Origin of the sequence: Actinomyces sp. Z5, assembly GCF_003287795.1 — a bacterium.
GTDB lineage: Bacteria > Actinomycetota > Actinomycetes > Actinomycetales > Actinomycetaceae > Actinomyces > Actinomyces glycerinitolerans.
In genome coordinates this window covers 1-23,488 of the sequence record NZ_QMIN01000015.1, presented here as the reverse complement: position 1 = coordinate 23,488, position 23,488 = coordinate 1, and the positions used below count along the sequence as shown (strand labels likewise).

The 23,488-nt window shown below is 70.5% G+C and carries 22 protein-coding genes; 10 read left to right on the top strand and 12 right to left on the bottom strand.

Annotated elements, in window-relative coordinates; all coding sequences use genetic code 11:
* Window positions 1-366: 366 nt before the first annotated feature.
* The gene (locus tag DRB06_RS15960) at window positions 367-591 is read right to left on the bottom strand and encodes a hypothetical protein (protein WP_073327394.1); all 225 of its coding nucleotides are present in this window, start codon (window positions 589-591) and stop codon (window positions 367-369) included.
* Window positions 592-805: 214 nt separating this feature from the next.
* Between DRB06_RS15960 and DRB06_RS01750 the strand changes: the two genes are divergently transcribed.
* Entirely contained in the window at window positions 806-1,555 is a 750-nt protein-coding gene (locus DRB06_RS01750) for a sulfite exporter TauE/SafE family protein (protein WP_159097639.1), read from the top strand.
* Window positions 1,556-1,580: 25 nt separating this feature from the next.
* Here the strand turns inward: DRB06_RS01750 and DRB06_RS01745 are convergent, their stop codons facing one another.
* Entirely contained in the window at window positions 1,581-2,243 is a 663-nt protein-coding gene (locus DRB06_RS01745) for a ferritin-like fold-containing protein (RefSeq protein ID WP_073327397.1), read from the bottom strand.
* A 438-nt stretch (window positions 2,244-2,681) separates the two neighbouring features.
* Between DRB06_RS01745 and DRB06_RS01740 the strand changes: the two genes are divergently transcribed.
* Window positions 2,682-4,253: a DEAD/DEAH box helicase gene (locus DRB06_RS01740; protein WP_258522112.1), complete on the top strand. Its 1,572-nt coding sequence runs from the start codon at window positions 2,682-2,684 to the stop codon at window positions 4,251-4,253.
* 125 nt (window positions 4,254-4,378) lie between these two features.
* On the opposite strand, the gene DRB06_RS01735 is transcribed toward DRB06_RS01740, so the two are convergent.
* Both DRB06_RS01735 and DRB06_RS01730 read right to left on the bottom strand, forming a co-directional pair.
* Window positions 4,379-5,014, bottom strand: a complete 636-nt coding sequence (locus tag DRB06_RS01735) for a MarC family protein (RefSeq protein ID WP_111818981.1) — start codon at window positions 5,012-5,014, stop codon at window positions 4,379-4,381.
* 141 nt (window positions 5,015-5,155) lie between these two features.
* Window positions 5,156-6,001, bottom strand: a complete 846-nt coding sequence (locus DRB06_RS01730; RefSeq protein ID WP_073327401.1) for a PHP domain-containing protein — start codon at window positions 5,999-6,001, stop codon at window positions 5,156-5,158.
* Window positions 6,002-6,157: 156 nt separating this feature from the next.
* On the opposite strand from DRB06_RS01730, the gene DRB06_RS01725 reads away from it, so the two are divergent.
* The 3 genes from DRB06_RS01725 to DRB06_RS01715 all read left to right on the top strand — a co-directional run bounded on the left by DRB06_RS01725 (window position 6,158) and on the right by DRB06_RS01715 (window position 10,147).
* The gene (locus tag DRB06_RS01725) at window positions 6,158-7,321 is read left to right on the top strand and encodes a Gfo/Idh/MocA family protein (RefSeq protein ID WP_234416097.1); all 1,164 of its coding nucleotides are present in this window, start codon (window positions 6,158-6,160) and stop codon (window positions 7,319-7,321) included.
* 60 nt (window positions 7,322-7,381) lie between these two features.
* Window positions 7,382-9,034, top strand: coding sequence for an aminopeptidase P family protein (locus tag DRB06_RS01720; protein ID WP_111818980.1), 1,653 nt, complete (start codon window positions 7,382-7,384; stop codon window positions 9,032-9,034).
* Window positions 9,035-9,187: 153 nt separating this feature from the next.
* Window positions 9,188-10,147, top strand: a complete 960-nt coding sequence (locus tag DRB06_RS01715) for a cation diffusion facilitator family transporter (RefSeq protein WP_108966340.1) — start codon at window positions 9,188-9,190, stop codon at window positions 10,145-10,147.
* 138 nt (window positions 10,148-10,285) lie between these two features.
* Here DRB06_RS01715 and DRB06_RS01710 read toward each other — a convergent pair whose 3' ends face one another.
* Window positions 10,286-11,194 carry a general stress protein gene (locus DRB06_RS01710; protein ID WP_258522110.1) on the bottom strand — a complete coding sequence of 303 codons (909 nt, stop codon included), beginning with the start codon at window positions 11,192-11,194 and terminating at the stop codon, window positions 10,286-10,288.
* A 99-nt stretch (window positions 11,195-11,293) separates the two neighbouring features.
* On the opposite strand from DRB06_RS01710, the gene DRB06_RS01705 reads away from it, so the two are divergent.
* The 3 genes from DRB06_RS01705 (at window position 11,294) to DRB06_RS01695 (ending at window position 14,495) form a co-directional block, all read left to right on the top strand.
* Entirely contained in the window at window positions 11,294-12,586 is a 1,293-nt protein-coding gene (locus DRB06_RS01705; RefSeq protein ID WP_073327411.1) for a magnesium transporter MgtE N-terminal domain-containing protein, read from the top strand.
* Window positions 12,579-13,184: a DUF1003 domain-containing protein gene (locus DRB06_RS01700; protein ID WP_073327412.1), complete on the top strand. Its 606-nt coding sequence runs from the start codon at window positions 12,579-12,581 to the stop codon at window positions 13,182-13,184. Before DRB06_RS01705 ends, DRB06_RS01700 begins: the two co-directional genes overlap by 8 nt.
* 156 nt (window positions 13,185-13,340) lie before the next feature.
* Complete coding sequence (locus DRB06_RS01695; RefSeq protein WP_108966338.1) at window positions 13,341-14,495, top strand: Mrp/NBP35 family ATP-binding protein; 1,155 nt, start codon at window positions 13,341-13,343, stop codon at window positions 14,493-14,495.
* A gap of 52 nt (window positions 14,496-14,547) precedes the next feature.
* On the opposite strand, the gene DRB06_RS16795 is transcribed toward DRB06_RS01695, so the two are convergent.
* Window positions 14,548-15,525, bottom strand: coding sequence for a twin-arginine translocase TatA/TatE family subunit (locus DRB06_RS16795; protein WP_111818979.1), 978 nt, complete (start codon window positions 15,523-15,525; stop codon window positions 14,548-14,550).
* Between the two features lie 156 nt (window positions 15,526-15,681).
* Between DRB06_RS16795 and DRB06_RS01685 the strand changes: the two genes are divergently transcribed.
* Window positions 15,682-16,317 (top strand): O-methyltransferase, encoded by a 636-nt coding sequence (locus DRB06_RS01685; RefSeq protein ID WP_073327826.1) that lies wholly within the window; start codon window positions 15,682-15,684, stop codon window positions 16,315-16,317.
* A gap of 74 nt (window positions 16,318-16,391) precedes the next feature.
* Here DRB06_RS01685 and DRB06_RS01680 read toward each other — a convergent pair whose 3' ends face one another.
* Window positions 16,392-16,559, bottom strand: coding sequence for a DUF3117 domain-containing protein (locus tag DRB06_RS01680; RefSeq protein WP_111818978.1), 168 nt, complete (start codon window positions 16,557-16,559; stop codon window positions 16,392-16,394).
* A gap of 205 nt (window positions 16,560-16,764) precedes the next feature.
* Complete coding sequence (locus DRB06_RS01675; protein ID WP_073327420.1) at window positions 16,765-17,592, bottom strand: TIGR00730 family Rossman fold protein; 828 nt, start codon at window positions 17,590-17,592, stop codon at window positions 16,765-16,767.
* A gap of 146 nt (window positions 17,593-17,738) precedes the next feature.
* On the opposite strand from DRB06_RS01675, the gene DRB06_RS01670 reads away from it, so the two are divergent.
* Window positions 17,739-19,475, top strand: coding sequence for a phospho-sugar mutase (locus DRB06_RS01670; RefSeq protein WP_111818977.1), 1,737 nt, complete (start codon window positions 17,739-17,741; stop codon window positions 19,473-19,475).
* Here DRB06_RS01670 and DRB06_RS01665 read toward each other — a convergent pair.
* From DRB06_RS01665 to DRB06_RS01650, 4 genes are read right to left on the bottom strand one after another with little or no spacing between them, the layout of a single operon-like run.
* A complete protein-coding gene (locus DRB06_RS01665; RefSeq protein ID WP_111818976.1) occupies window positions 19,441-20,313 on the bottom strand; it encodes a metal ABC transporter permease in 873 nt (290 codons plus the stop codon). The two genes, DRB06_RS01670 and DRB06_RS01665, sit on opposite strands and share 35 nt — an antisense overlap.
* Complete coding sequence (locus DRB06_RS01660; protein WP_073327424.1) at window positions 20,310-21,203, bottom strand: metal ABC transporter permease; 894 nt, start codon at window positions 21,201-21,203, stop codon at window positions 20,310-20,312. Before DRB06_RS01660 ends, DRB06_RS01665 begins: the two co-directional genes overlap by 4 nt.
* Complete coding sequence (locus DRB06_RS01655) at window positions 21,200-22,042, bottom strand: metal ABC transporter ATP-binding protein (protein ID WP_073327426.1); 843 nt, start codon at window positions 22,040-22,042, stop codon at window positions 21,200-21,202. Before DRB06_RS01655 ends, DRB06_RS01660 begins: the two co-directional genes overlap by 4 nt.
* Complete coding sequence (locus DRB06_RS01650) at window positions 22,039-23,238, bottom strand: metal ABC transporter substrate-binding protein (protein WP_108966329.1); 1,200 nt, start codon at window positions 23,236-23,238, stop codon at window positions 22,039-22,041. The genes DRB06_RS01655 and DRB06_RS01650 overlap by 4 nt, the downstream gene beginning before the upstream one ends.
* Between the last annotated feature and the right edge of the window lie 250 nt (window positions 23,239-23,488).

Here is a 23,488-nt window from a genome sequence, read left to right as displayed (position 1 = left end):
GTTACAGCGGTCCAACGGGGCGTGGGCGGTCCAACGGGGCGTGGGCGGTCCAACGGGGCGTGGGCGGTCCAACGCGCGAACCGTCGCACCCGACCCACCGCGCACATCCCAGCCAAGGCGCATTCCCACCCATCGCGTCACCCACCGCGCCGCCGTGCCCCGCACACCAACCACAACCCGGACAGTCGCCGCCCGTCAGCCCGCCACACACCCAAACGAAGAACCGCTAAACACACCGCCGGCGATCGCATTCGGCAGCCGCAGTCGGCGCACCACAGTCACCAGATCAGCACAGCTCTGGCGGCGCGCTGCGCCCATCATGCCCACCGCCAGCCCATCATCGCCGTGGGCAGCCCGCGGGCAGCACTACAGCCGGTCGTGCTTCTCGCAGAAGACGTGGTTCCCCATGATCTTGAAGCCGTCGCGTTCGGCCGCGCGCAACGCGTCGTGCTCGGTGTAGCTCAAGGCGAGCACGCGCTCAATCGCCGTGCCATCCGGGTCGTGGACCGTGTCGACCACCCGATGCGCGACCATGCGGTCGCACCCCTCGTGGTCACAACGGACGGCGATTGCCTCGCGACGAACGAACATGTGGTCCCCTTTCAGCGTCAGGACTGCTGATTGTCGAATCTGTTTTGCCTGTGCGAATCTGCTTCGCCAGTGTGCCCAGCGCGGAGCATCGGCGCCCCGATGTGAGCCACGCACGTATCATGCCTCACACTTCTGCGCCCGGTGGGCCCCGCCGCGCACGCCCGCCGCGCCCGCCCCGACGGGGCACAACGCGTTACGGCTACTGTTAGCGGCGATGTCGCCCGTGATCACCTACGCCCTCCTGTTTCTCGCCGGAGTGGTTGCCGCCATCGTCGGCTACCTAGTGGGAATGGCCTCGCTCGTCTCCTACCCGGCGATGCTCGCCCTGGGCGTGCCGCCGGTGGTAGCCAACGCCTCCAACACCGTCAGCCTGATTCCCGGCGGCATCGGCTCACTGATTACCTCCTGGGACCGGCTCAAGCAGATCCGCTACTACCCGTTGCTTCCCCAGGCGCTCATCGCCGTCGTCGGCGGGCTCGTGGGCGGCGCGCTGCTGCTGGTGGCCCCGCCCGGCGTATTCGAGGCGATCGTGCCCTGGCTGGTGCTGCTCGCAACCGCCCTGGTGGCGCTGAGCCCGCGGTTGCGGCGCGGCGCCACCAACTACCGACTGCCCGCGCCCGCGTTCCTGGCCCTGATGGCCGCCATCATGGTCTACAGCGGTTACTTCGGCGCCGGCGCAGGGGTGCTCTTCTTCGCCCTGTGCACCCTGGGCACGCCCATGAACACCCACGCGGCCGTGGTGATGAAGACGCCCATGACCACCCTGTCCAACTTCGCCGCCGCCGTGCTGTTCATCGTGCAGGGGCAGGTCGACTGGGGCGCCGCGATCACGGTAGGCCTGGGCTCCTTCGCCGGCGGCTACGTGGCCCCGCTGATTCAGCGGCTGATTCCCGAGCGGGTCATTCACGCCGCCGTGGTGGTCGGCGGTCTGGTCCTGACCGTCTGGCTGCTGCTCGGCTTCTGATCCCGGCCCGACGACGGCGCCCGGACTAGACGCGCAGGCCCAGCCCCCGCATGCGGGTGGTCGCCCCCTGGGAGAGGGCCTCGTGCAGCGCCTCGCCGTCGGCACCCGACGCGGCCAGGTCCGGGGCGGTGGCCAACAGGCGCTTCATGGTGCCGATCTCCTCGCCCACCACGCGGCGTCCCCACAGCCCCAGGCGCGCCGCCAGCTGGGTGTCCTCGCCGATTGCCGGCACCAGTTGGGAGGAGGCGAAGGCCGCCAGTCGGTCGGCGTCGGTATCCTCCGTCAGCTGATCGCGCAGGGGCGTCTCCACTGTCTCCGCCAACGCGACGACGAAGTCGCGCAACAACCCGAAAGTCAGGTAGGTCTTGGTCAGTCGCTCATACCAGTCCAGGGGACGCAGCCGCTCATCGAAGTCGCCCAGCGCCCCGACGAAGGGCTCGGCCGCCGCGAGCACGTCGACGCCAGCGTCCGCCGCCGAGACCCGCAGCCGTTCGAAAGAAGCGACCGCCTCCCCGCTCATGCGCAGCAGCTCGGCGCGCAGTCCCATATCCGGGGCCTTGTCGGCGTCCTTGGCGTAGCGCGTACAGGCGATGGTCCGGGCGTAGGCGGCCAGGCCGACCACGGCAACCGTGTGCGGCGACGGCGACGCGGTCACGGTCCGGCTGGCAGGAAGGGCTGAGCTCGTCATGGTGTCAGGGTAGGCCCTGACGCCGTGCCAACCCCCGTGTTCGCCACAAATACTCGACGGCCAACGCGATCCATCTCTCTTATCGGTCACTCACGCATCCACGCCCGGTTGACTAGGCTGGACGCAGGTTGCCCGGTCGCCATGCCCATCGTCATGCCTCTCAGCCCCACCTGCCGTTACGGCAGCGTGCGTGGCGTCATTCGCGATCGGCTGCCGTATATGACCGCAGGCGCGGACTCCGCCGCACGCCGGCGCCTCGTCCGCGCCGCCTGAGCCCGGGGCCCACCCGGATTACATACAACCGAAAGCACATACCGCATCGTGACCGAGCAGACCGCAACAACTGAATCGACCACCACTCCCGCCGCATCGACCGAGTCGCAGTCGCCCACCGCGACCGCCGAGGCGCCCGCCGCGCCGGCCGACACCGCCTCCGGGATCATCTCCACCGCGCAGGCCCACGCCCCGGTGCTGGACGACGCCAAGCCCGACATCACCGATGCCGGCTCTGAAACCGACCTGACCACACGTACCTTCGCCGACTTCGGCGTTGAGGACGAGATCTGCCAGGCCCTGGCGGACAGGGGCATCACCCACCCCTTCCCCATCCAGGCACTCACCCTGCCGATCGCGCTGCGCGGCCAGGACATCATCGGCCAGGCCAAGACCGGCACCGGCAAGACCCTCGGCTTCGGCATCCCGCTGCTCATGGACACGCTCGGCCCCGGCGAGGAGGGCTGGGATGAGGACCCCGCCTCGGGTTCCCCGCAGGCACTGGTCATTCTGCCGACCCGCGAGCTGGCCAAGCAGGTGGCCGAGGAGCTGGCGGGCGCCGCCGCCAAGCGCACCGTGCGCATCGTCCAGGTGTACGGCGGGCGCGCCTACGAGCCGCAGATCGAGGCGATCGAGCAGGGAGCCGAGATCGTCGTCGGCACCCCCGGTCGCATCATCGACCTGATGGATCGTCGGGTCCTGGACCTGACCCACGTAACCACCGTGGTACTGGATGAGGCCGATGAGATGCTCGACCTGGGCTTCCTGCCGGATGTGGAGAAGATCCTCTCGCGCACCCGCTCCGACCGCCACACCATGCTTTTCAGCGCCACCATGCCGGGCGCCGTCGTCGCCCTGGCCCGCCGCTACATGACCAAGCCGACCCACATTCGCGCCCAGGACCCGGGCGACGACTCCATGACGGTCAAGACCGTGCAGCAGGTCGTCTACCGCACCCACGCGCTGAACAAGGTCGAGGTGCTCTCCCGCATCCTGCAGGCCACCGGCCGCGGCCGCACCATCATCTTCGCGCGCACCAAGCGCACCGCCGCCCGCGTGGCCGAGGACCTGTCTGCCCGCGGCTTCGCCACCGCGGCCCTGCACGGCGACCTGGGGCAGGGGGCCCGCGAGCAGGCGCTGCGCGCCTTCCGCAAGGGCAAGGTGGACGTGCTGGTGGCCACCGACGTGGCGGCACGCGGCATCGACGTCGACGACGTCACCCACGTCATCAACTACCAGTGCCCCGAGGACGAGAAGATCTACGTCCACCGCATCGGCCGCACCGGCCGGGCGGGCGGCTCGGGCACCGCGATCACCTTCGTCGACTGGGACGACGTCTCCCGCTGGCGTCTGATCGCCAAGGCGCTCGGCCTGCCGATCGAGGAGCCGGTGGAGACGTACCACACCTCCGACCACCTCTACACGGACCTGAACATTCCCCGAGATGTCACCGGCAAGCTGCCGCGCAGCAAGCGGGTCCTGGCGGGGCTCGACGCCGAGCAGATCGAGGACCTGGGCGAGACCGGCCGGCACGCCCACGCCCGCGAGGAGCGCGGCGGTCGGGGGCGGGGCCGCGGCCGCGGACGGCGCAGCTCAAGCACCGGGCGCGACGGCGGTTCGCGGCGCAACGACTCGAGCACGAGTTCCCGCACGGGCCGCTCCGCATCCGCGCAGGACGACCGGCCGCGCCGCAAGCGCAACCGCCGCCGCACCCACGGCGGTCGCGCCGACGCCTGAGGCCCATCGCGGCTTGGCGCTAATCGGCCGCCGGAGCCGGTCCGCACGACGCCGCGCCGCGCACCCACCGCACTACCGCACCCTGGCGCGCCGCGCACCTACCCGCGCGCGGCGCCCGGGTGCGCTCAGACACCGGTGACCGCGCCGATGTAGGCAATCACGCCGTCGGCCATCATCTGCACCGCGATCGCGGCCAACAACAACCCGAAGATGCGGGTGAGCACCTGAATCGCGGACTCCCCCAGCAACCGGTGCAGGCCCACGGAGAACCGCAGGACCACCCAGATGACCAGGTGCGTGACCACGATCGCGGCGGTCACGCTCACCCAGCCGACCACCGGCCCGGACGCCGACTCCACCGCCACCATGGTGGCCACGATCGCGCCCGGCCCGGCCAGCAGGGGCGTGCCCAGGGGGACGAGTGCGGCGTTGGTGGCCACCGAGTCCGGGTCGGGGTGCTCATCGGTCTTGTCGGTGAGCAACTCGAGCGCCACCAGCAGCAGCAACAGCCCGCCGGAGATCTGCAGCGCCGGCACGGTGATGCCCAAGAACCGCAGAATGTAGCGGCCGAAAATCGCGAACACGAGAATCACCGCGAAGGACACCAGGGTGGCCTGGCGGGCCGAGCGGGTGCGCTCGGCGTCGGTCTGCCGGCTGGTCAGCGACAGAAAGATGGGAATGGCGCCCAACGGGTCCTGAATGACCAGGATCGTGGTGAGCGCGGTGGCGAAGAGCGTGAGGTCGAAGATGTTTGCGAGCATGACTGGGGCGGAGGGAGCGGAACGTTTTGATTGGGCTTGACGATTGGGCGTCCGGAGATCCGGGCGGCCCGGCGGATCTTTGGCTGGACGGCTTCCCTGCCGGGCGGCCTGCCGCCCGGGGCGACGGCGACCGGCACCCGGTCAGGGCGTGATCAGCGGGAGCGCACCCTCGGCGACGATCTGCTCCAACAGTGCCGGCGGCATGAGGTTCTCCCCGAGCCGGTTCGGCTTGCCGTCGCCGTGGTAGTCGGAGGCGCCGGATGTGCCGACCCCAAGCTCCCGTGCCAGCGCACGGGCCTGCTCCCGCTGGGCGGGATCGTGGTCGCGGTGGTCGACCTCAAGCGCGGCCAGGCCGGCCTCGGCCATCCGCGCAAAGGTCGCATCCGGCACCAGGCGCCGCTGGCGGTTGGCGGCGCGCGGGTGCGCCGCCACCGGCACTCCCCCGGCCGCGCGCACGAGCCGGCAGGCCTCAACCGGGTCCAGGGCCCAGTAGTGCACGTAGTACGGGCTGGAGGTCGCCAAGGGCCCGGCGAAGGCGGCGGACCGGTTGGGGAAGACCCCGGCGGCCACGAGCGCGTCGGCAATGTGCGGACGGCCGATCGTGACGGCGTCGGAGGACTGGGCGAGCACGTCCTCCCAGGTGATGGGGTAGTCCACCGCCAGGCGCTCGACCATGTACCGGGTCCGGTTGGAGCGCGACTGGCGGGCGGCGGTCAGCGCATCCGCGAGCGGGCCGTAGTCGGGGTCGAACAGGTAGGCCAGCAGGTGCAGGGTCACGCCGTCGACGGAGCAGGAGATCTCCGTGCCACGCAGCAGGGTCACGCCCGTGCGCGGCACCGCCGCGGCCGCCTCGGCCCACCCCTCGGTCGTGTCGTGGTCGGTCAGGCCGACGACGTCGAGACCCTCACGGGCGGCGGCGGCCATGAGCGCGGCGGGAGTGTCCGTGCCGTCCGAGTAGGAGGAGTGAGTGTGGGGGTCGATGCGCACCCGCCAAGTGTACGAATACGGGCTGGGCCCCTGCCGCTCGGATCCTCGGACGCAGCGGGCCGGGCCGCGGTCATGCCGCGTACCGCCGGTGGCCGCGGCCGCACCGCGCGAAACCACCCCCTGACTGTGACGCCGGTTACTTGCTAGCGTGAAGCCATGAGCACCGCCGCCGCATCCGACTCGCCCGCCCAATCCGGCCCCGCCTCCACACCGACCGCCCCGATCCGCTTCGGCATGATCGGTGCCGGCTTCATCGCCCGCTGGTTCGTGGAGGCGGCCCACACGGTTCCCGACGCCGAGGTCGTCGCCGTCACCTCCGCGCACCCGGAGCGGGCGGCCGCCTTCGCCGCCGAGCACGCCATACCCGCCGCCTTCGCATCGCTGGAGGAGATGCTCGCCGCCCGCGACGCCGACGGCGACCCCCTGGTGGACGTCGTCTACGTCGGGTCCCCCAACCTGCTGCATCCCGAGCACGCGCTCGCCGCCCTCGAGGCCGGCCGGCACGTGCTGGTGGAGAAGCCCTTCGCCCCCACGCCCGCCCAGGCGCGGGCCATGGTGGCGGCCGCCCGGCGCAATGATCGGCTGCTCATGGAGGGGTGGTTGCCCGCCTTCGAGCCGGGCACGGCGGTGCTGCGTGAGAACCTGCGGCGGCTGGGTCCGATTCGGCGCGCGCTGCTGGTCAAGGAGCAGTACTCCTCCCGCATGGACGCCTACCGGGACGGGGCTTTGCCGCCGGCCTTCAACCCGGCCATGGCGGGCGGTTCTCTCATGGACCTGGGGGTGTACCCGATCAGCTTGGCGATCCACCTGTTCGGGGCGCCCACGCGGGTGACCGCCGCCGGGGTGCTGCTGGACTCGGGCGCGGACGCCCTGGGCACGGTCGTGCTCGACTACGCCGGCACCGACACCGCCCGCCAGGTCCAGCCCGCCGGCTTCGAGGTGGTGTGCCTGCACTCCAAGACCTCCCCCGCCGGCACCGGCTCCGCGATCGCCGGCGACCACGCGGTGCTGACCCTGGACGACTGCCAGTGGCCCCAGCAAATCGCCCTACGCGGCCCCGCGGTGGGCACAGCCGCCGCCGGCAGCACGGCCGGCGCGGACCGGATCAAGGCGGCCGCCGGCGCCGACGCCGTCCAGGACCTGTCGGTTCAGCGCAGCGGGCCGGTACTCGCCTACGAACTGGAGGCCTTCTGCCGCCTGGTGCGCTCCGGGGCACGCGAGTCGGAACTGCACCCGCTGGCCAACTCGGTGGCCGCCGTCGAGGTGCTCTACGAGGCGCGCCGACAGGTGGGAGTGCGGTTCCCGGGCGACCCCGACTGACGCCACCCGGCGGCTTCGGCCGGTGCACTCCCCGATCGGCGAGCGTGCCACTATGGGGCCATGACCGATTCCGTATCCGACTCCCCCGCACCCTCCGCAGCGGACGCCGAGGCGCCCCAGACGCTCGCAGAGCGCGGCAACAACCGCTCCCACCGGCCCACCAACCAGGCCTTCCGCGACTTCATCGGCTCCGGCTGGGGCCCGCGCCCCGATGCGCTGCCCGACCGCTCCGCCGCCGCCCCCTGGGCCGCCGCCCGACGCGAGACCCTGGGCGCCCTGTTCCCCGGCGACCGGCTGGTCATCCCCGCCGGGGGGCTGGTGACCCGCAACAACGACTGCGACTACCGCTTCCGCCCGCACTCGGCCTTCGCCCACCTGGCCGGCACCGGCACCGACTTCGAGCCCGACGCCGTACTCGTGCTGGAGCCGCTGGCCGCCGGTAGCGCGGGTGCCGGGACGAGCAGCACCGCGGGCAGGAGCGCCGGTTCCGCCGTCGCCGGGGATGCCGACAACCCGGGCGAGGCCACGACCGCGCCCACCCACGAGGCGGTGCTATACTTCCGCCCCCGCGCCTCCCGGTCGTCCGAGGAGTTCTACGCCGACCCCCGCTACGGAGAACTGTGGGTGGGCCAGCGCCCCTCGATCGAGGAGGTGGAGGCGGCCACCGGAATCCGCTGCGCCCACATCGACTCGCTGCCCGACGCGCTCGCCAAGGACGCCGGTCCGGACGGCGTGCAGTTGCGCGTGGTGGCACAGGCCGACGCCGCGGTCACCGCCCTGGTGGACCGCGTGCGCACCGCGGCCGGACTCGCCGCCGGGCAGGACGCCCAACAGGTCGACGACGCCCTGGCGGAGGCCACCAGCGAACTGCGCCTGACCAAGGACTCCTGGGAGGTCGAGCAGCTGCAGCGGGCCGTGGACGCCACCCGCGCCGGCTTCGACGACCTGATCCGCTCTATTCCGCGCGCCACCGGGCACTGGCGCGGCGAACGGGTGCTGGAGGGCGCCTTCGGGGCCAAGGCCCGCGAGGAGGGTAACGGGCTCGGCTATGAGACCATCGCCGCCGCCGGGAACCACGCCAACACGCTGCACTGGATCAACAACGACGGCGCCGTGCGTCCCGGCGAACTGGTGCTGGTGGACGCCGGCGTGGAGGTCGACTCCCTTTACACCGCCGACGTCACCCGCACCATCCCGGTGGACGGTCGTTTCACCGCCCCGCAGCGCCGGGTCTACCAGGCCGTGCTTGACGCCGCCGACGCCGCCTTCGCCCGCGCCAACACTCCCGGCTGCCGCTTCCGGGACGTGCACGCCGCCGCCATGGAGGTGATCGCCGCCCGCCTGGAGGAGTGGGGCATGCTGCCCGACGGCGTCACCGCCGCCGACTCCCTGGGGCCGGACGGCCAGTTCCACCGCCGCTGGATGGTGCACGGCACCAGCCACCACCTGGGACTGGACGTGCACGACTGCGCCCAGGCGCGCCGCGAGATGAGCATGGACGCGGTGCTGCGCCCGGGCATGGTCTTCACCATTGAGCCGGGCCTGTACTTCCGCGCCGACGATCTGCTGGTTCCCGAGGAGCTGCGCGGCATCGGCGTGCGCATCGAGGACGACGTCGTCGTGGACGCCGACGGGAGCGTGCGGCGCCTGACGCAGGCGATTCCCCGTACCGTCGCGGAGGTGGAGGCCTGGGTGACCGGCCTCATCGCCTGATCCCCAAATGACGGGGCGGCGCGGTTAGTCGGCCCGGTCCGCGGGTTTGCTGACGGTCCTTGAGTCCGCTCCGGTGCACGTCGCTACCATTGAGGCCGTGTCACCGGTTCGTGGCCCCCGTCGGCGCCCGAGTTCAGCCCCCGGGGAGCAGGCATGACCTCCCTCGGGAGCCGCGATCCCGATCGCACACGCCCCAGCGGGCACGTACACGGCCATAACCACGGCTCGACTGCCTCCCGGGGCCGGCTCGCCGCCGTCCTGGCCCTGACGACGGGCGTGCTGGTGGCCGAGGTGGTCAGCGCCGCGCTTACCGGGTCCTTGGCACTGCTTGCCGACGCCGGGCACATGCTCACCGACGTCGTCGGCCTGGTGATGGCGCTGGTGGCCGCGCACCTGTCCACCCGGCCCGTAACCGACCGCTCCACGTGGGGGCTGCGGCGCGCCGAGATCCTGGGTGCCGCGCTGCAGGCGACGCTGTTGGGCGTAGTGGGAGTCATCGTTGGCGTGCGAGCGGTGATCACGCTGGTGGGCGGCGCCGAGGTAGAGGCACATGGCATGCTGGTCATGGGCGTGATCGGCCTGGTGGCAAACGTGGTGGGGCTGCTGGTGCTTTCCGGCGGACGTGACCACAACCTGAACATGCGGGCCGCCTTCCTGGAGGTCGCCAACGACGCACTGGGCAGTGTGGGCGTGATCGTGGCGGCGGCCGTGGTGGCACTCACCGGCTGGGCGCGCGCCGATGCAGTTGCCTCCCTGGTGATCGTCGCGCTGATCGTGCCGCGGGCCTTCTCCCTACTGCGCACCGCACTCGGCGTGCTCATGGAGCGCACCCCGGAGGCGCTGGACCTGGCGGAGGTGCGTCGTCACCTGCTGGCGGTGGACGGCGTGGAGGAGGTCCACGACCTGCACGCCTGGACGGTGGCCTCCGGCCTGCCGGTGCTCACCGCGCACGTCGTCGTCTCAGACACCTGCTTCGCGCAGGGGCTCACGGGCGAGGTCCTGGACGCGCTGCAGGAGTGCGTCGCCGAGCATTTCCCGGTGCACATCGAGCACGCGACCTTCCAGCTTGAGCCCGCCGCGCACCGCGCCCACGAGCACGTCCCCTGCGTCTGACTCCGGCGGCAAGCAACCAAGTCGGCCTGGCCGCTCCTCCCGTGCCCCTCTCAGACACGAGTTTGTGCTCGTTGTAGACGCGGGCAGGGCGTAGGGCGTCGGTAGGCCGTATATTTCGTAGGGCGGCGTAGACAGGACTCAGGCGTCGTCGGGACGACGGCGGTAGGGGTCGTCCTCGGGGTCGGCCTGCCCCTGGCCGCGCTCCCCCGCCGGCGTTTCGGCTCGGCCGTCCGCCACCGAAGGCACCGGTCCGTTATCCGTCCCCTGTGGCTGGTTCTCCTCAGGCCGCGGCGCGATCGGCGTCCGAGGTGCGGCGCCGTTCGGCATGGTGGCACCCGGCATCTGACCGGCCTCCGGGGCTGCGGCCGCCGGGGCTGCACTGCCGCCTTGCGAGTAGGTCTGCGGGTCCACTCCCTCGGGCAGGCGCACGCCGAAGCGGGGCTGCTCGTCCGGACGAGAGCCGAAGGTGCTGCGGCCCTGACCGCGGGCCTGCTGCCGGGCAGCGCGGCGCTCCTCGGCACGGCGCGCCGACTGCCCGCCGCGGGTGAGATTCCCCGGCAGGTCCGCGAGCGCGCGGGCCGCCTCCGCGGACAGCTCGGAGGCGATGATGGAGTAGCGCGAGGCGACCACCTGGCTGATGGAGGTGAAGTCGCGCTTGCCGCGAGTGACCGCGTAGGCGGCGACCTGGAAGATCATCCCCCAGATCACGCCCATGATGATCGCGGCGATCAGCACGGTGCTGGTCCCCTCGCTGGGGCCAAGCAGCAGCATCATGGCGGCGAAGAACAGCCCGATCCACAGCCCGGACATGGCGCCGTTGGCCAGCGCCCGCCCCCAGCTCATGCGTCCGGTAATGCGCTCGACCTGGCGCAGGTCGGTACCGATGATCGCCAAGTGCTGGACGGGGAAGCCGGCGTCGGACAGGGAGTCGACCGCGTGCTGCGCCTCCGCGTAGGTCGCGAAGGAGGCGACCTCGTCGCCGCGCGGAATGCTTCCCCGCGTCATGCCGAACGGCGCGGCCTGCGTGGAGAATTCAGTCTGGCTCATGGGTACATCGTCCCACGTAGTCCCGGCACGGGGCCAGCTTCATCGAGCGGCGAAACCGTGAGGCGGCATCAACCCCGCCACGCCGATAGGCTGGCCGCTGTGGAAAACACCAAGACGCGCGCCACCCTCAGAGTCTTCGTCGCCCGACTCGTGGGCACGACCGTCTTCGATCCTCTAGGCGACGCCGTCGGCAAGGTGCACGACGTCGTCGTGCTCATCCGCCTGCGTGGTCAGCCGCGCGCCGTCGGCCTGGTGATCGAGGTGGCGGGCCGCCGCCGCGTGTTTCTGCCACTGTCACGGGTGACCGCGATCGAGCCGGGCGCCGTCATCACCACCGGGCTGGTCAACATCCGCCGATTCGAGAAGCGCCGCGTGGAGACCTTGGTGGTCGGCGAGCTGCTGGACCGAGTCGTCACCCTGCGCGATGGCTCCGGGCAGGTAACCATCCGCGACGTCGCCATCGAGCGCGACCGCGGCATGGATTGGAAGGTGACCCGCCTGTTCGTTCAACGCGGCTCCTCGGGTCCGCTGGGGCTGCGCCGCGGCGAGACCTTCACCGTGCGCCCCGACGAGGTCACGGGCCTGGCCGGCTCCGCCGATCAGCAGGGGGCGACCGCGCTGCTGGCCACCATGGAGGGGCTCAAGCCCGCCGACCTGGCCGATGTACTGTCCGACCTGCCGCTGTCGCGGCAGCTGGAGGTGGCGGCCGAGCTGTCCGACGAGCGTTTGGCCGATGCGGCCGAAGAGCTGTCCGACGACGACGCCGTGGCCCTGCTCTCCGGTCTGGACGCCGCCCGTGCCGCCGACGTTCTGGACGCCATGCAGCCCGACGACGCCGCGGACCTGGTTTCCGCCCTGCCCGCCTCCATCGCCGCCCAGTTGCTGGACCTGATGGAGCCGGAGGAGGCGGAGGACGTACGCCGCCTGATGACCTATGACGAGTACACGGCCGGCGGTCTGATGACCACCGAGCCGATCATCCTGCCGCCGGAGGCCACCGTGGCCACCTTCCTGGCGCAGGCCCGCAAGGCCGAGGTGCCGCCGGCGCTGGCCGCCGTCGCCTTCGTGTGCCGCCCCCCGTTGGAGTCGCCCACCGGCCGGTTCCTGGGCATGGTGCACCTCCAGCGCGCCCTGCGGGAGCGTCCCCAGCAGCTGCTCGGCTCCGTGCTGGACAAGGACCTGGAGGAGGTGCACGCCGACGACTCGATCGGCACCGTCACCCGCCTGCTGGCGACTTACAATCTCACGGCCCTACCCGTGCTCGACGATGCCGGCCGCCTGCTCGGCGCCGTGTCCGTCGACGACGTCCTGGACCACCTCATGCCCGACGACTGGCGGGAGGCGGACGACGCCGTCACCGACGAGATGATTGAGAGGAGCGCCAATGCCTGATCAGCTCGACCAGCCCCTGTCGAAGAACCGCTCCCGGTGGATGCGTTGGACGCATCCCTCCCGCAGCCGCTCGGATACCTCGGGCCGGGTGGCGGAGGCCATTGCACGCTTCTCCGGCACGCCGACGTTCCTCATCTGGCTGACCGTCTTCGTGGCCCTGTGGATGATCTGGAACTCATGGGGGCCCGAGAATCTGCGCTTCGACCGCGCCAGCCTGGGCTTCACCGCCCTGACGCTCATGCTCTCGCTGCAGGCCTCCTACTCGGCGCCACTGATCCTGCTGGCCCAGAACCGGCAGGACGACCGCGACCGGGTGACCGCCGAGCAGGACCGTCAGCGCGCCGAGCGCAACCTGGAGGACACCGAGTACCTCACCCGGGAGATCGCCTCCCTGCGCCTGGCCATGAACGACGTCGCCACCCGCGACTTCGTGCGCTCCGAGCTGCGCGTCGTACTGGAGGAACTGCTCCAGGAGGAGAGGCGCACCCGCGAAGAACTACATGACGACATTGTCGATGAGGGCGGGGAGACCCCGGATGCCCCGGAGACTCCCGATGGTTCGAACACCGCGCGGCCGCAGCAGGAGGACGCGGGCTGAACGCAGGCCCCCGGCGGCATCACTCCAGGCGGCCCCATTCATCCGGTGGGCCGGGTGGACGGCGCCCGCCCCGCCCGCCGCATTCCCGCCGTCGGCGTGCTCCTCACCACCATGGCGGCCCCCGGCGGAGCGGGCAACCGGCCATAGGATTGAGCCATGAGCCTGCCCACTGAAGACGCGGTCCGCGAGGCACTCGCCCGCGTGATTGACCCCGAGCTGCGCCGCCCGATCACCGACCTCGGGATGGTCGATTCCATCGAGATCGCCGCCGACGGCGTCGTCACCGTAGGGGTGCTGCTGACCGTCGCCGGCTGCCCGCTGCGGGACACCATCACCGCGGATGCACGCAAGGAGGTCGGCGCCCTGGACGGTGTGACCGACGTGCGCGTCAACATGGGCGTGATGAACGACGAGCAGCGGGCCGAGCTGCGCACCCGCCTGCGCGGCGGCGCCGCCGAGCCGGTCATCCCCTTCACCAAGCCCGACAACCTCACGCGCGTCTACGCGGTCACCTCGGGCAAGGGCGGCGTCGGCAAGTCCTCCGTCACCGCCAACCTGGCCGCCGCGATGGCCTCCCAGGGGCTGAACGTCGGGGTGGTCGACGCCGACATCTACGGCTTCTCCATCCCCCGCATGCTGGGTGTGGATCAGGTTCCCACCCAGTTGGACGGCATGATCATCCCGCCCATCGCGCACGGGGTGAAGGTCATCTCCATCGGCATGTTCGTGGAGGAGAAGCAGCCGGTCGTCTGGCGCGGCCCCATGCTGCACCGAGCCGTGCAGCAGTTCCTGTCCGACGTGTTCTGGGGCGACGTGGACGTGCTGCTGCTGGACCTGCCGCCGGGGACCGGCGACGTGACCATCTCGGTGGCGCAGCTGCTGCCGGACGCTGAGATCCTGGTGGTCACCACCCCACAGACGGCCGCCGCCGAGGTGGCCGAGCGCACCGGACTGATCGCATCGCAGACCCACCAGAAGGTCGCCGGGGTCATCGAGAACATGTCCTACCTGCCGCAGCCCGACGGGTCGCGCCTGGAGATCTTCGGCTCCGGCGGCGGCCAGGCCGTTTCCGAGTCGCTGACGACCGCGCTGGGATACGAGGTGCCGCTGCTGGCGCAGTTGCCGCTGGACATCAAGCTGCGCGAGGGCGCGGACGTGGGCATCCCGGCGACCATCGCCGTCGGTGACGGACCCGCCACCGACTCCCCCGCGGCCCTGCAATTGGCGGGTGTGGCCCGCAGGCTCGGGCATCGCGCGCGCGGCCTGTCCGGCAAGTCGCTGGGGATCAGCCCGGTCGGCGCCGTCGGCTAGTCCGCACGCGCCTCAGCGGCGTGAGTCTGAGCGCGCCCGCGACGAAAGGGTTTCAGGCGACGGCGGCCGTTGCCGCCTCGGCGCGGGTGCGGGCGGCCTCGTTGGCGGCGCGCACGATGTCGCGCGGAGAGACCGGGCGCAGGGCCTGCACGGTCTCGTCCTGCTGGGGTTCCTCCGCGAGGGTGGAGGGGATGTCGGCGGCGACCTCTTCCGCGTCGGCGGTCGGCTGCACCTCGGGGATCTCGGCGGTGGCCGTTTCCCCCGCCTCCAGCGCAATCTGGGCCGCGTCGGTGGAGGCGTCGGCCATCTCCTCAGTGCCCTCCGCGCTGGCGTCACCCGCGTCGGCGGCGGACTGCGCGGCGGTGAGCTCTGTGGCTGAGGGCTCGTCGACGACCTCCTGCTCAACGGCGGAGTTCTCGTCCTCGGCAACGGCGGCTACCGGCTCGACCTGAGGCAGCTCGGCCGTCACCGCCGCGGCCTCCTGAGCCGCCTGCTCCGGGTCCTTCTTCGCCTGCTTGTCCGCCTGCGTTGAACCATCCGCGCCCTGCTGGTCGCCGGGCGCCGCCGCGGCCGCAACCGTGGCCGCCGCGGCCGCACCGGTGGACGCGGTCCGAGCGGAGCGCGTCTCCTGGGCCTTGTCCTCGATCATCTTCGACAGGGACTTGGACTTCTTCTGACCCTTGCCGCTCACCGCGGCCGCGGCCTCATCGCTGGCCTCCTTGGCGGTTTCCATCACCGACTGGAAGGGGTTGGTCAGATCCTTGCGGATGGCGTCGAGGTCCTCCCCCAGCGCGTCGCGCACGATCTTGCGGGGGTCGTAGTTGCGCGGGTCCAGATCGGACAGGTCCAGCTCTCCCAGCTCGGGGCCGACCTCCTCGGCGATCTGGGTCTTGGTGTCATCCAAGAACACGCGCAGACGACGCACCGCCTGGGTCAGCTTGCGGGTGTACTCGGGCAGGCGCTGCGGCCCCACCACGATGGCGATCACCAGCAGGATGACGAAGAACTCAGCTCCTGAGATACCCAACACGGGGTCAGTATAGGGAGGAATGCACGCGACCGGGCGAGCGCGTGGACGCGCAACCGCCCCGGACCTGAAACAATGGGCGCAGCCCCGCGCCGGCATCCCGGCGCCGCGGGTTTGAAACGACGGCTAGGCGGCCCGGTGCCGCGGAAGGGGCATATGGTGGCTGCTGACAAGACACTGAGCTGGTCCTACACGGAGGAGTTCCCGGTCGAGAGCGAGCCGACCGCGCAGGCGCGTTTGCGCGGCATCGAGCTGGGCACCGACCCGGTTTCCCCGGCCACCGGCGCGGCACTGCGCATGCTGGCAGCCGCCGGCGGCGCCAAGTCCGTCGCCGAGGTAGGCACGGGCACCGGTGTTTCCGGCCTGTGGCTGCTGGCCGGCATGGGGGCCGACGGCGTGCTGACCACCATCGATGTCGAGCCGGAGTTCCAGCGCGAGGCCCGCCGCGCCTTCGACGAGGCCGGCTACCCGGGCTCCCACACACGCATCATTCAGGGACGCGCCTCCGACGTCATGCCCCGCATGGCCGCCCAGTCCTACGACATGGTGGTACTCGACGTTTCCCCTCAGGAGGCCGCGGAGCTGGTGGTGCAGGCGGTCCGCATGCTGCGCACGGGCGGGGTCCTGGCGATCACGCATGCGCTATGGAACGACCACGTCGCCGACCCGGCACGTCGCGACGCCACTACGGTTGCGGCGCGCGAGCTGGGCAAGACGCTGCGGGATGAAGAGGGCCTGCTGACGTCACTGCTGCCGGTCGGCGACGGTCTGCTGGTTGCCGTCCGCCGGGCCTGACGACCCGGCCGGGCGGACCCGCCGGTTTCGGGGTGGCCTGCCGGCGACTGTTGCCGTGCCGCCCAGAATCCGGTTCAGTAGTTGACGGAGGCCAGCGCCTCCTGGAGCTCCTTGATCTCGTCGGGCGTGATCTCTACGACCAGGCGACCGCCGCCCTCGAGCGGCATCCGCATGATGATGGAGCGGCCCTCCTTGACGACCTCGAGCGGCCCGTCTCCGGTCCTGGGCTTCATGGCAGCCATATGCTCCCCTTTCACTGATGATTCGCGGACTTTTACCGCTTCTCCCAGCCGTATTCTACGGCATAAAGCCGCCAGTTTGCGCCGAAACGTGGCTGAATCCACGCCTGCGGACCCGTCCACGGCGGGCCCACAGCGAGCCTTCACGACGCCCTCGTGGCCTCCCCGCGGCCGCCGCTTATCGCCCGCCGTTGGCCCGCCGTCGGTCTTACTCGGCGGTCCACTCGGACCGGTCGGGAGTGCGGGTGAGCCCGTTGGCGCGCATGGTGCGGGCGGCGTCGACGACGAAGTCGACCGCGGCCTCGGCGGTGTCGACCACCCGCAGCAGGGCGACGTCGTCGGCGTCGATCGTGGCGGCCTTCACCAGCGTGCCGCGCAGCCAGTCCACCAGGCCGCCCCAGAACTCCGAGCCCACCAGGGCGATCGGGAAGGAGGGCACCTTCTGGGTCTGCACCAGCGTCACCGCCTCGAACAGTTCATCGAGGGTGCCCATGCCGCCGGGCATGATCACGAAGCCGTCGGAGTACTTCAGGAACATGGTCTTGCGGGCGAAGAAGTAGCGGAAGTTCACCCCCAGGTCCACATAGTCGTTCATCCCCTGCTCGTGGGGCAGTTCAATGCCCAGTCCCACCGAGATTCCACCGGCCTCGCGGGCGCCCTTGTTGGCCGCCTCCATGATGCCGGGACCGCCGCCGGTGATGACGGCGTAGCCGGAGTCGGCCAGTCCCGCCCCGATCTGCTCGGCCAGGGCGTAGTTCGGGTCGTCGGCGCCGGTGCGGGCGGAGCCGAACAGGCTGATCGCCGGGCCGACCTCCGCCAGCGCGCCGAAGCCCTCCACGAACTCCGACTGGATGCGCAGCACACGCCACGGATCAGCGTGCAGCCAATCGGTGTCGCCGCGGCGGTCGAGCAGCCGGGCATCGGTGGTGCGCGTGGGGATCTGGGCGCCGCGAAGCATCACCGGGCCCTTGCGGTAGATCTCGCGTGAGCCGTTCGTTGGGCGCGGCTTGCGCCCGTCCTTGGTGTCCTTAGCCATACGGGGCATGATCCCGCACGCACCCCCGCCGCCCGCGGCAGCGCACGGGGCGAGTCTGCTTCCTGTGCGTCCGATGTGCTCACCACCACCCATGACAGCGGTCACTGGCGGGGCGTGCGCCGACGCCGACACGGTACGGTCGGCCCATGACATATGCGCACGAGCGCGCGGCCACCAATGAACTCGATGCCGCCGTGAACGCCTGGATCACCGAGGATCCGGACCCAGACACCCGCAGGGAACTGACGGACCTGCTCTCCGCTCATCGTGATGGCGACGCCGCGGCTACCGCCGCACTGGCCGGCGCCTTCTCCGGCACCCTCCAGTTCGGCACCGCCGGGCTGCGCGGGCGCCTGGGCGGCGGCCCCAACCGCATGAATCGCGTGGTCGTGATTCGCGCCGCCGCGGGGCTGTCCGCCTACCTGCACGAAATGCTGGGTGACGGCTTCCGGGTGGTCATCGGCTACGACGCCCGCCACGGCTCGGCCCGCTTCGCCCGTGACACCGCCGCCGTCGTGACCGGTGCGGGCGGCCACGCCATCCTGTTCGACTCCCACTGCCCCACGCCCGTGCTCGCCTTCGCGCTGCGCCGTCTGGGTGCCGACGCCGGCGTCATGGTCACCGCCTCCCACAACCCGCCGCAGGACAACGGCTACAAGGTCTACCTGGGTGGGCGCGCGGTGACCGGCTCCGGTCAGGGCGCGCAGATCGTCCCGCCCCACGACGCCGGAATCGCGGAGAAGATCGCCGCCGTCGGCCCGCTCGCCTCCGTGCCCATGCCCGAGGTCGGTTGGGAGACGATCGGGGCGGACATGGTCGAGGAGTATGTGCAGCGGGCGGTCAAGGCGGCCCGCACCCAGGCGGTCGCCCCGCTGAAGATCGTGCTGACCGCCATGCACGGCGTGGGCGGCCAGATCTGCCGGGAGGTGCTGGCCCGGGCGGGCTTCGACGACGTCGTGGTGGTGCCCGAGCAGTTCGACCCGGACCCGGACTTCCCGACCGTCGCCTTCCCCAACCCGGAGGAGCCCGGCGCCCTGGACCTGGCCTTCGCACGCGCCCGCGAGGTCGGTGCGGACCTGATCATCGCCAACGACCCGGATGCCGACCGCTGCTCGGCCGCCGTCCCCGATGAGCACGTTCGCGGCGGCTGGCGGCAGCTGACCGGCGACGAGGTCGGCTCGCTGCTGGGCGAGCAGGCCGCCGAGCTGGCGGCCTTCAACGGCACCGGCGTGCTGGCCAACTCCATTGTCTCCTCCCGTCTGCTGCGCAAGATCGCGCAGGCCCACGGACTCGCGCACCGCAACACGCTGACCGGCTTCAAGTGGATCAGCCGCGTACCCAACCTGGTGTTCGGCTACGAGGAGGCGCTGGGCTACTGCGTGGACCCGGCCGCCGTGCGGGACAAGGACGGCATCTCCGCCTCCGTGCGACTGGCGGTGCTGGCCTCCACGCTCAAGCAGCAGGGGCGCACGCTCGACGATCTGTTGGACCGGCTGGCGCGTGAGCACGGCCTGTACGCCACCAGCCCGCTGAGTGTGCGGGTGGAGGACCGCAGCTTCATCACCAACGCCATGGAACGGCTGCGCGCCGGCGGGGCCCCCGCGGCGTTGGCGGGCTCGCCGGTGGTGGACGTCTTCGATCTGATGGACGGCGCCTCCGACGGAAACGGCAAGCGCCTGCCCGCCACGGACGGCCTGATCTTTAAGACCGCCGACGACGACCGCGTGGTGGTGCGCCCCTCCGGTACCGAGCCGAAGCTCAAGTGCTACTGCGAGGTGGTCATGCCCGTCGCCGTCGACGAACCGGTCGAGGTGGCGCGCCGCGCCGCCGCCAAGCGCCTAGAAAACATTAAAACCGACCTGCGCGGCGTGCTCGGCATCTGAGGGAGAATCCCGCTGAAACCGTGTAGGCAAGCGCACAGACCACGGCGATCGTCCCACCGACCGACAATTCGAGGGCCAGCGCCACGCAGAACCCGAGCAAGCAGCACCCCGCCCCCATAGCACCGGCGCCCAGGAGCAGCCCGTTGACGGTGCGCACCCATGGGCACGCCGCGGCGGCGGGCGCGGCGATCAGCGCGATGGGAAGGATGGTGCCCACCGCAGGCACCAGTACGCCAATGGCCAGGCATATGAGGATCAGTACCGTCCACTCCGCCATCCGTGCACTCAGCCCCGCGGCCCGGTAACCGACCGAGTCGAAGCAGTACATGGCCAGTCGTCGCCCACCGACGGCGACTGTCAGCAGCGTGATCACGAGCACTGCGACCGTCAGACCCACATCCGTGCGATTCACGTTCAGGATCGAGCCGGTCAGGAATCCATCCACTTTCAACGGCAGCGGGGCAAACCAAGTACTGAGCAGGGAGCCCAGGGCGAAGCCGACGGCCAAGATAACTCCGGCCGCGGCCTGCGAGGATATGCCCGGCAACCTTCCCAGCCGGCGCATCAGCCAGATCATCGGCAGACACATGACGATTGCGCCCACGGGAACCGCCAGCGACAACGTCCCGTAGCCGACCTCGCCGCCGGTCAGCACACCTCCGAGGCCCGAGGCCGCCACGACCCCAGCCACCGCCCCGGGAAACGTTGCGTGGGTGACGGACTCGGTGAAGAAAACACGCCGGTCGAGGACCGCCAGGGCGCCGATGACACCCGCCAGGACCCCGACGACGACGGTCTCCACCAGGGGCAGTACCAGCAGCTGGGGGGTGAGGCTCACAGCGACCGCCCCGCCCGCATACCCGTGTACGTCGCCGCGCCCGCCAATACCAGCGCCATCACGACGATGACACACGCCTGTGGGGACACTGGGCGCGGCAGCGGGGCGGTTGCCAGCAACAGGCCGACGTAACCGCCTCCCACGCCCGTCACGATTGCGATCCACACCATCGCACGCAGGCTCGGGGCCAGCAGCCTGGCCGTGACGGCGGGAATGATGAGGAAGCCGATGACGAGCAGTGTGCCCACCGCGATTGAGGCGGAGACGACCACGGCGGCGATCGCCGTGTTCGCAATCAGATCGAGCACCGCGATGCGCTGCCCGCCGGAGCGCGCGCCCACCGCGTCGAAGGCGCGAGCGATCTGTTCCTTCCAGGTCGCCATCACCAGTACAAGCGCAAGGCCGCATACTGCCAGGGCCTGAACCAGACGTAGGTCGGTCACTTCCAGTAGACGCCCGAACATGAGTGCCTCCAGTTGCCCGGATCGGTCGCCGACAGCCAGAAGCACGATCATTCCCAGGGAGAAGAAGCCTGTGAGCACAACCGCCGTTCCAGCCTCCGTGGCCTCACGGCGGGCGTGATGCCCCAGCAGAGTCAGCGCGGCGGCCGCCGCTGTCCCGGCCACGGCGGCGGCCGGGATAATGGCGTCCAGCCCGGAGGTCACCGCGCCGATCACTACTCCAGGGAAGACGGCATGCACCAGCGCCTCGGCGTGAAACTCCGCGCAGCGCAGATTGATTAGCACACCGACTACGGCGCCGACAATTCCCAGCACAACCAACATAACCAGGGGCCGAAACAGGTAGGGCGCTCCCGCCAGTGGCGCCAGTCCAGGGACTTCGGCGAGCAGCAGCCGCAGCGCCTCCAGCGCCCGTGAGAAGTCGTTCATGCCATTGTCCCGGACGGGTGCGCAGCGGGGGAACGGTTCGAGTCCCGTTGAAGACCGCGTGAATCGGAGGTGAGCAATTGTGGTACCGACACCGCCCCGAAGGCCTGCTCGATGTACTCAGGCACGAGTACCTGTTCACGGGGCCCGAAGGCGATCTGCCTACCAGCCAATAACGCCACCTGTTCGCAGACGTCGTAGGCCAGTACCAGGTCGTGCGTGGACACCACCACCGCTGTACCGCCTTCCTTCAGGTCCGTCAGGATTCTCAGCAGCGCCTCACGGTTGGGCTGGTCGAGCCCGTTGAAGGGCTCGTCAAGCAGTACCAGTTTCGGCGCGGAGGCGATGGCGCGTGCAAGCAGCACGCGCTGCTGCTGCCCGCCGGAGAGCGATCCGAAACGTTTGCTAGTCATCGAGTCGAGGCCGACGGCGTTCAGCGCCTCCCGGCAACGGGCGCGTTCCGTGCGCCCGGGGCGGCGCCCGAGGCCGAGTCGGGGGTATGTGCCCATGAGGACGACGTCGAGTGCCGTTACGGGGAATGTCGGGTCCAGATCGCTGTTCTGGGGAACGTAGGCGATGGAACCGCGAGGCGCATGTCCCGGCTGGGCGCCCACGACGCGCACGGAGCCGGAGACGATGTTGACCATGCCGACCAGGGCGCGCAGCAGTGTGGTCTTCCCCGAGCCGTTGGGGCCCACGAGCGCCAGCGCCTCGCAGGTCCCGACGGCGCCGCTCACCCCAGTGATCACCGGGGTGCCGCCGTACCCGAGGGCCGCGTCGTCAAACTCCACGACATGCTCCGCCTGCTGCGGCGAGCATGCGCGACGGTGTCGGGCGGTCATTGCCGCACCGTCTGCTTTGGCGCCCACTTTGCGAGCTCATCGGGTATGGGCGCGACGGTACCGCCCCACGCATTCGTCATATTGGTGACATTGTGCAGCAGCGAGCCGACGTAGGTCTCACCGTCCGTTCCGGGGCCGCCCAGAGAGTCCCCGTACAGGGCCTCGTCACCGATGACGGCGGTGACGCCGGCGAGTTGAGCCACTTTCTCCACGGATTTCGGATTATTTGAGTTCTCGGCGAAGATCGCCACGGCACCGGTGCTCTTAACGGCGTCCGCGGTCTCCTGGATCTTCTGCGCGGTGGCGTCCTGCTGGGCGTTGAAGTCGCTAAGCGCCGCCCCTTCGAAGCGGATGGAGTACGCCGCCGCCAGGTACCCGAAGGCGTCGTGACTGGTGAACAACACACGGCGATTCTCCGGAACGGACTCCAATGAGGCAGCCGCCCAGCGATCCAGCGCATCCAGGCGAGCGACATAGGCGCGGACGCGTTTGTTTATCACCTCCTTCGAGTCAGGTGCCGCCGCAGCCAATGCACGCCCGATATTGGATACCTGAACGACGGCGTTCCGAGGCGAGGTCCACACGTGCGGGTCGTAGCGGAATTCAGCCTCCTCGCCGCCTTCCGGGGCGAAGGGCCAGGGGGCGACGTCCACGGCCTCCGCCCCGCGGTCGATGGTGTAGGCGCGCTCGTCGTCCCGCTTCTGCCGGCTCGCGGGCCTTCCCGATCCGGCGTCTGCCTCATCGGCCGAGAGCACACCCGAGGTGACCACCATGGTGCCCTTGAACCCCGTGGCGTCAACCGCATCGTTCAGGAAGCGCTCCAGATCCACACCATTGACTAGGAGGAGGTCGGCTTCACTCAACGCACGTGACTGGGCTGCGGTCATCTCATGCTCATGGGCGGAGGCGTTAGGCGCCAGCAAACAGGTGAGGGATACGTGCACCGAGGCCTTGGCGGGGTCGGCGCCGACTTCGGCGGTCGCGCCATCAGCGCCGACGCGGGTCAAGGCGAGATCATCGGCGCCGGAGGCCAGCTGGGTGACGTAATCGCAGATCTGCGTGGTGGAGGCGACAACCTTGATGGCGCCCGTAGCGGCAGCATCGGTCGGGGTGCACGCGACGACGAGAGGAACAGTGAGCGCGAGGGAGGCAAGCGCCGCAGCCGCCCGAGCCGGCGTGTTGATAATAGTTCTCATGTGCCACATGCTAATTTCGGGTACCCGAAACTTTCAAGTCGGGATCCGCTCGTGGCAGGGCCGCATGCCGCAATCAGACGGGCAGGCCCTCCTCGTCCGCCGGGCGTCCGGCGGCGGAAAGTGGACCCCTGTCCCCCCGTTGGACCGCTGTTCCCCCGTTGGACCCCTGTTCCCCCGTTGGACCGCTGTTCCCCCGTTGGACCCCTGTTCCCCCGTTGGACCGCCGTAGCCGCCGGTTACAGCGGTCCAA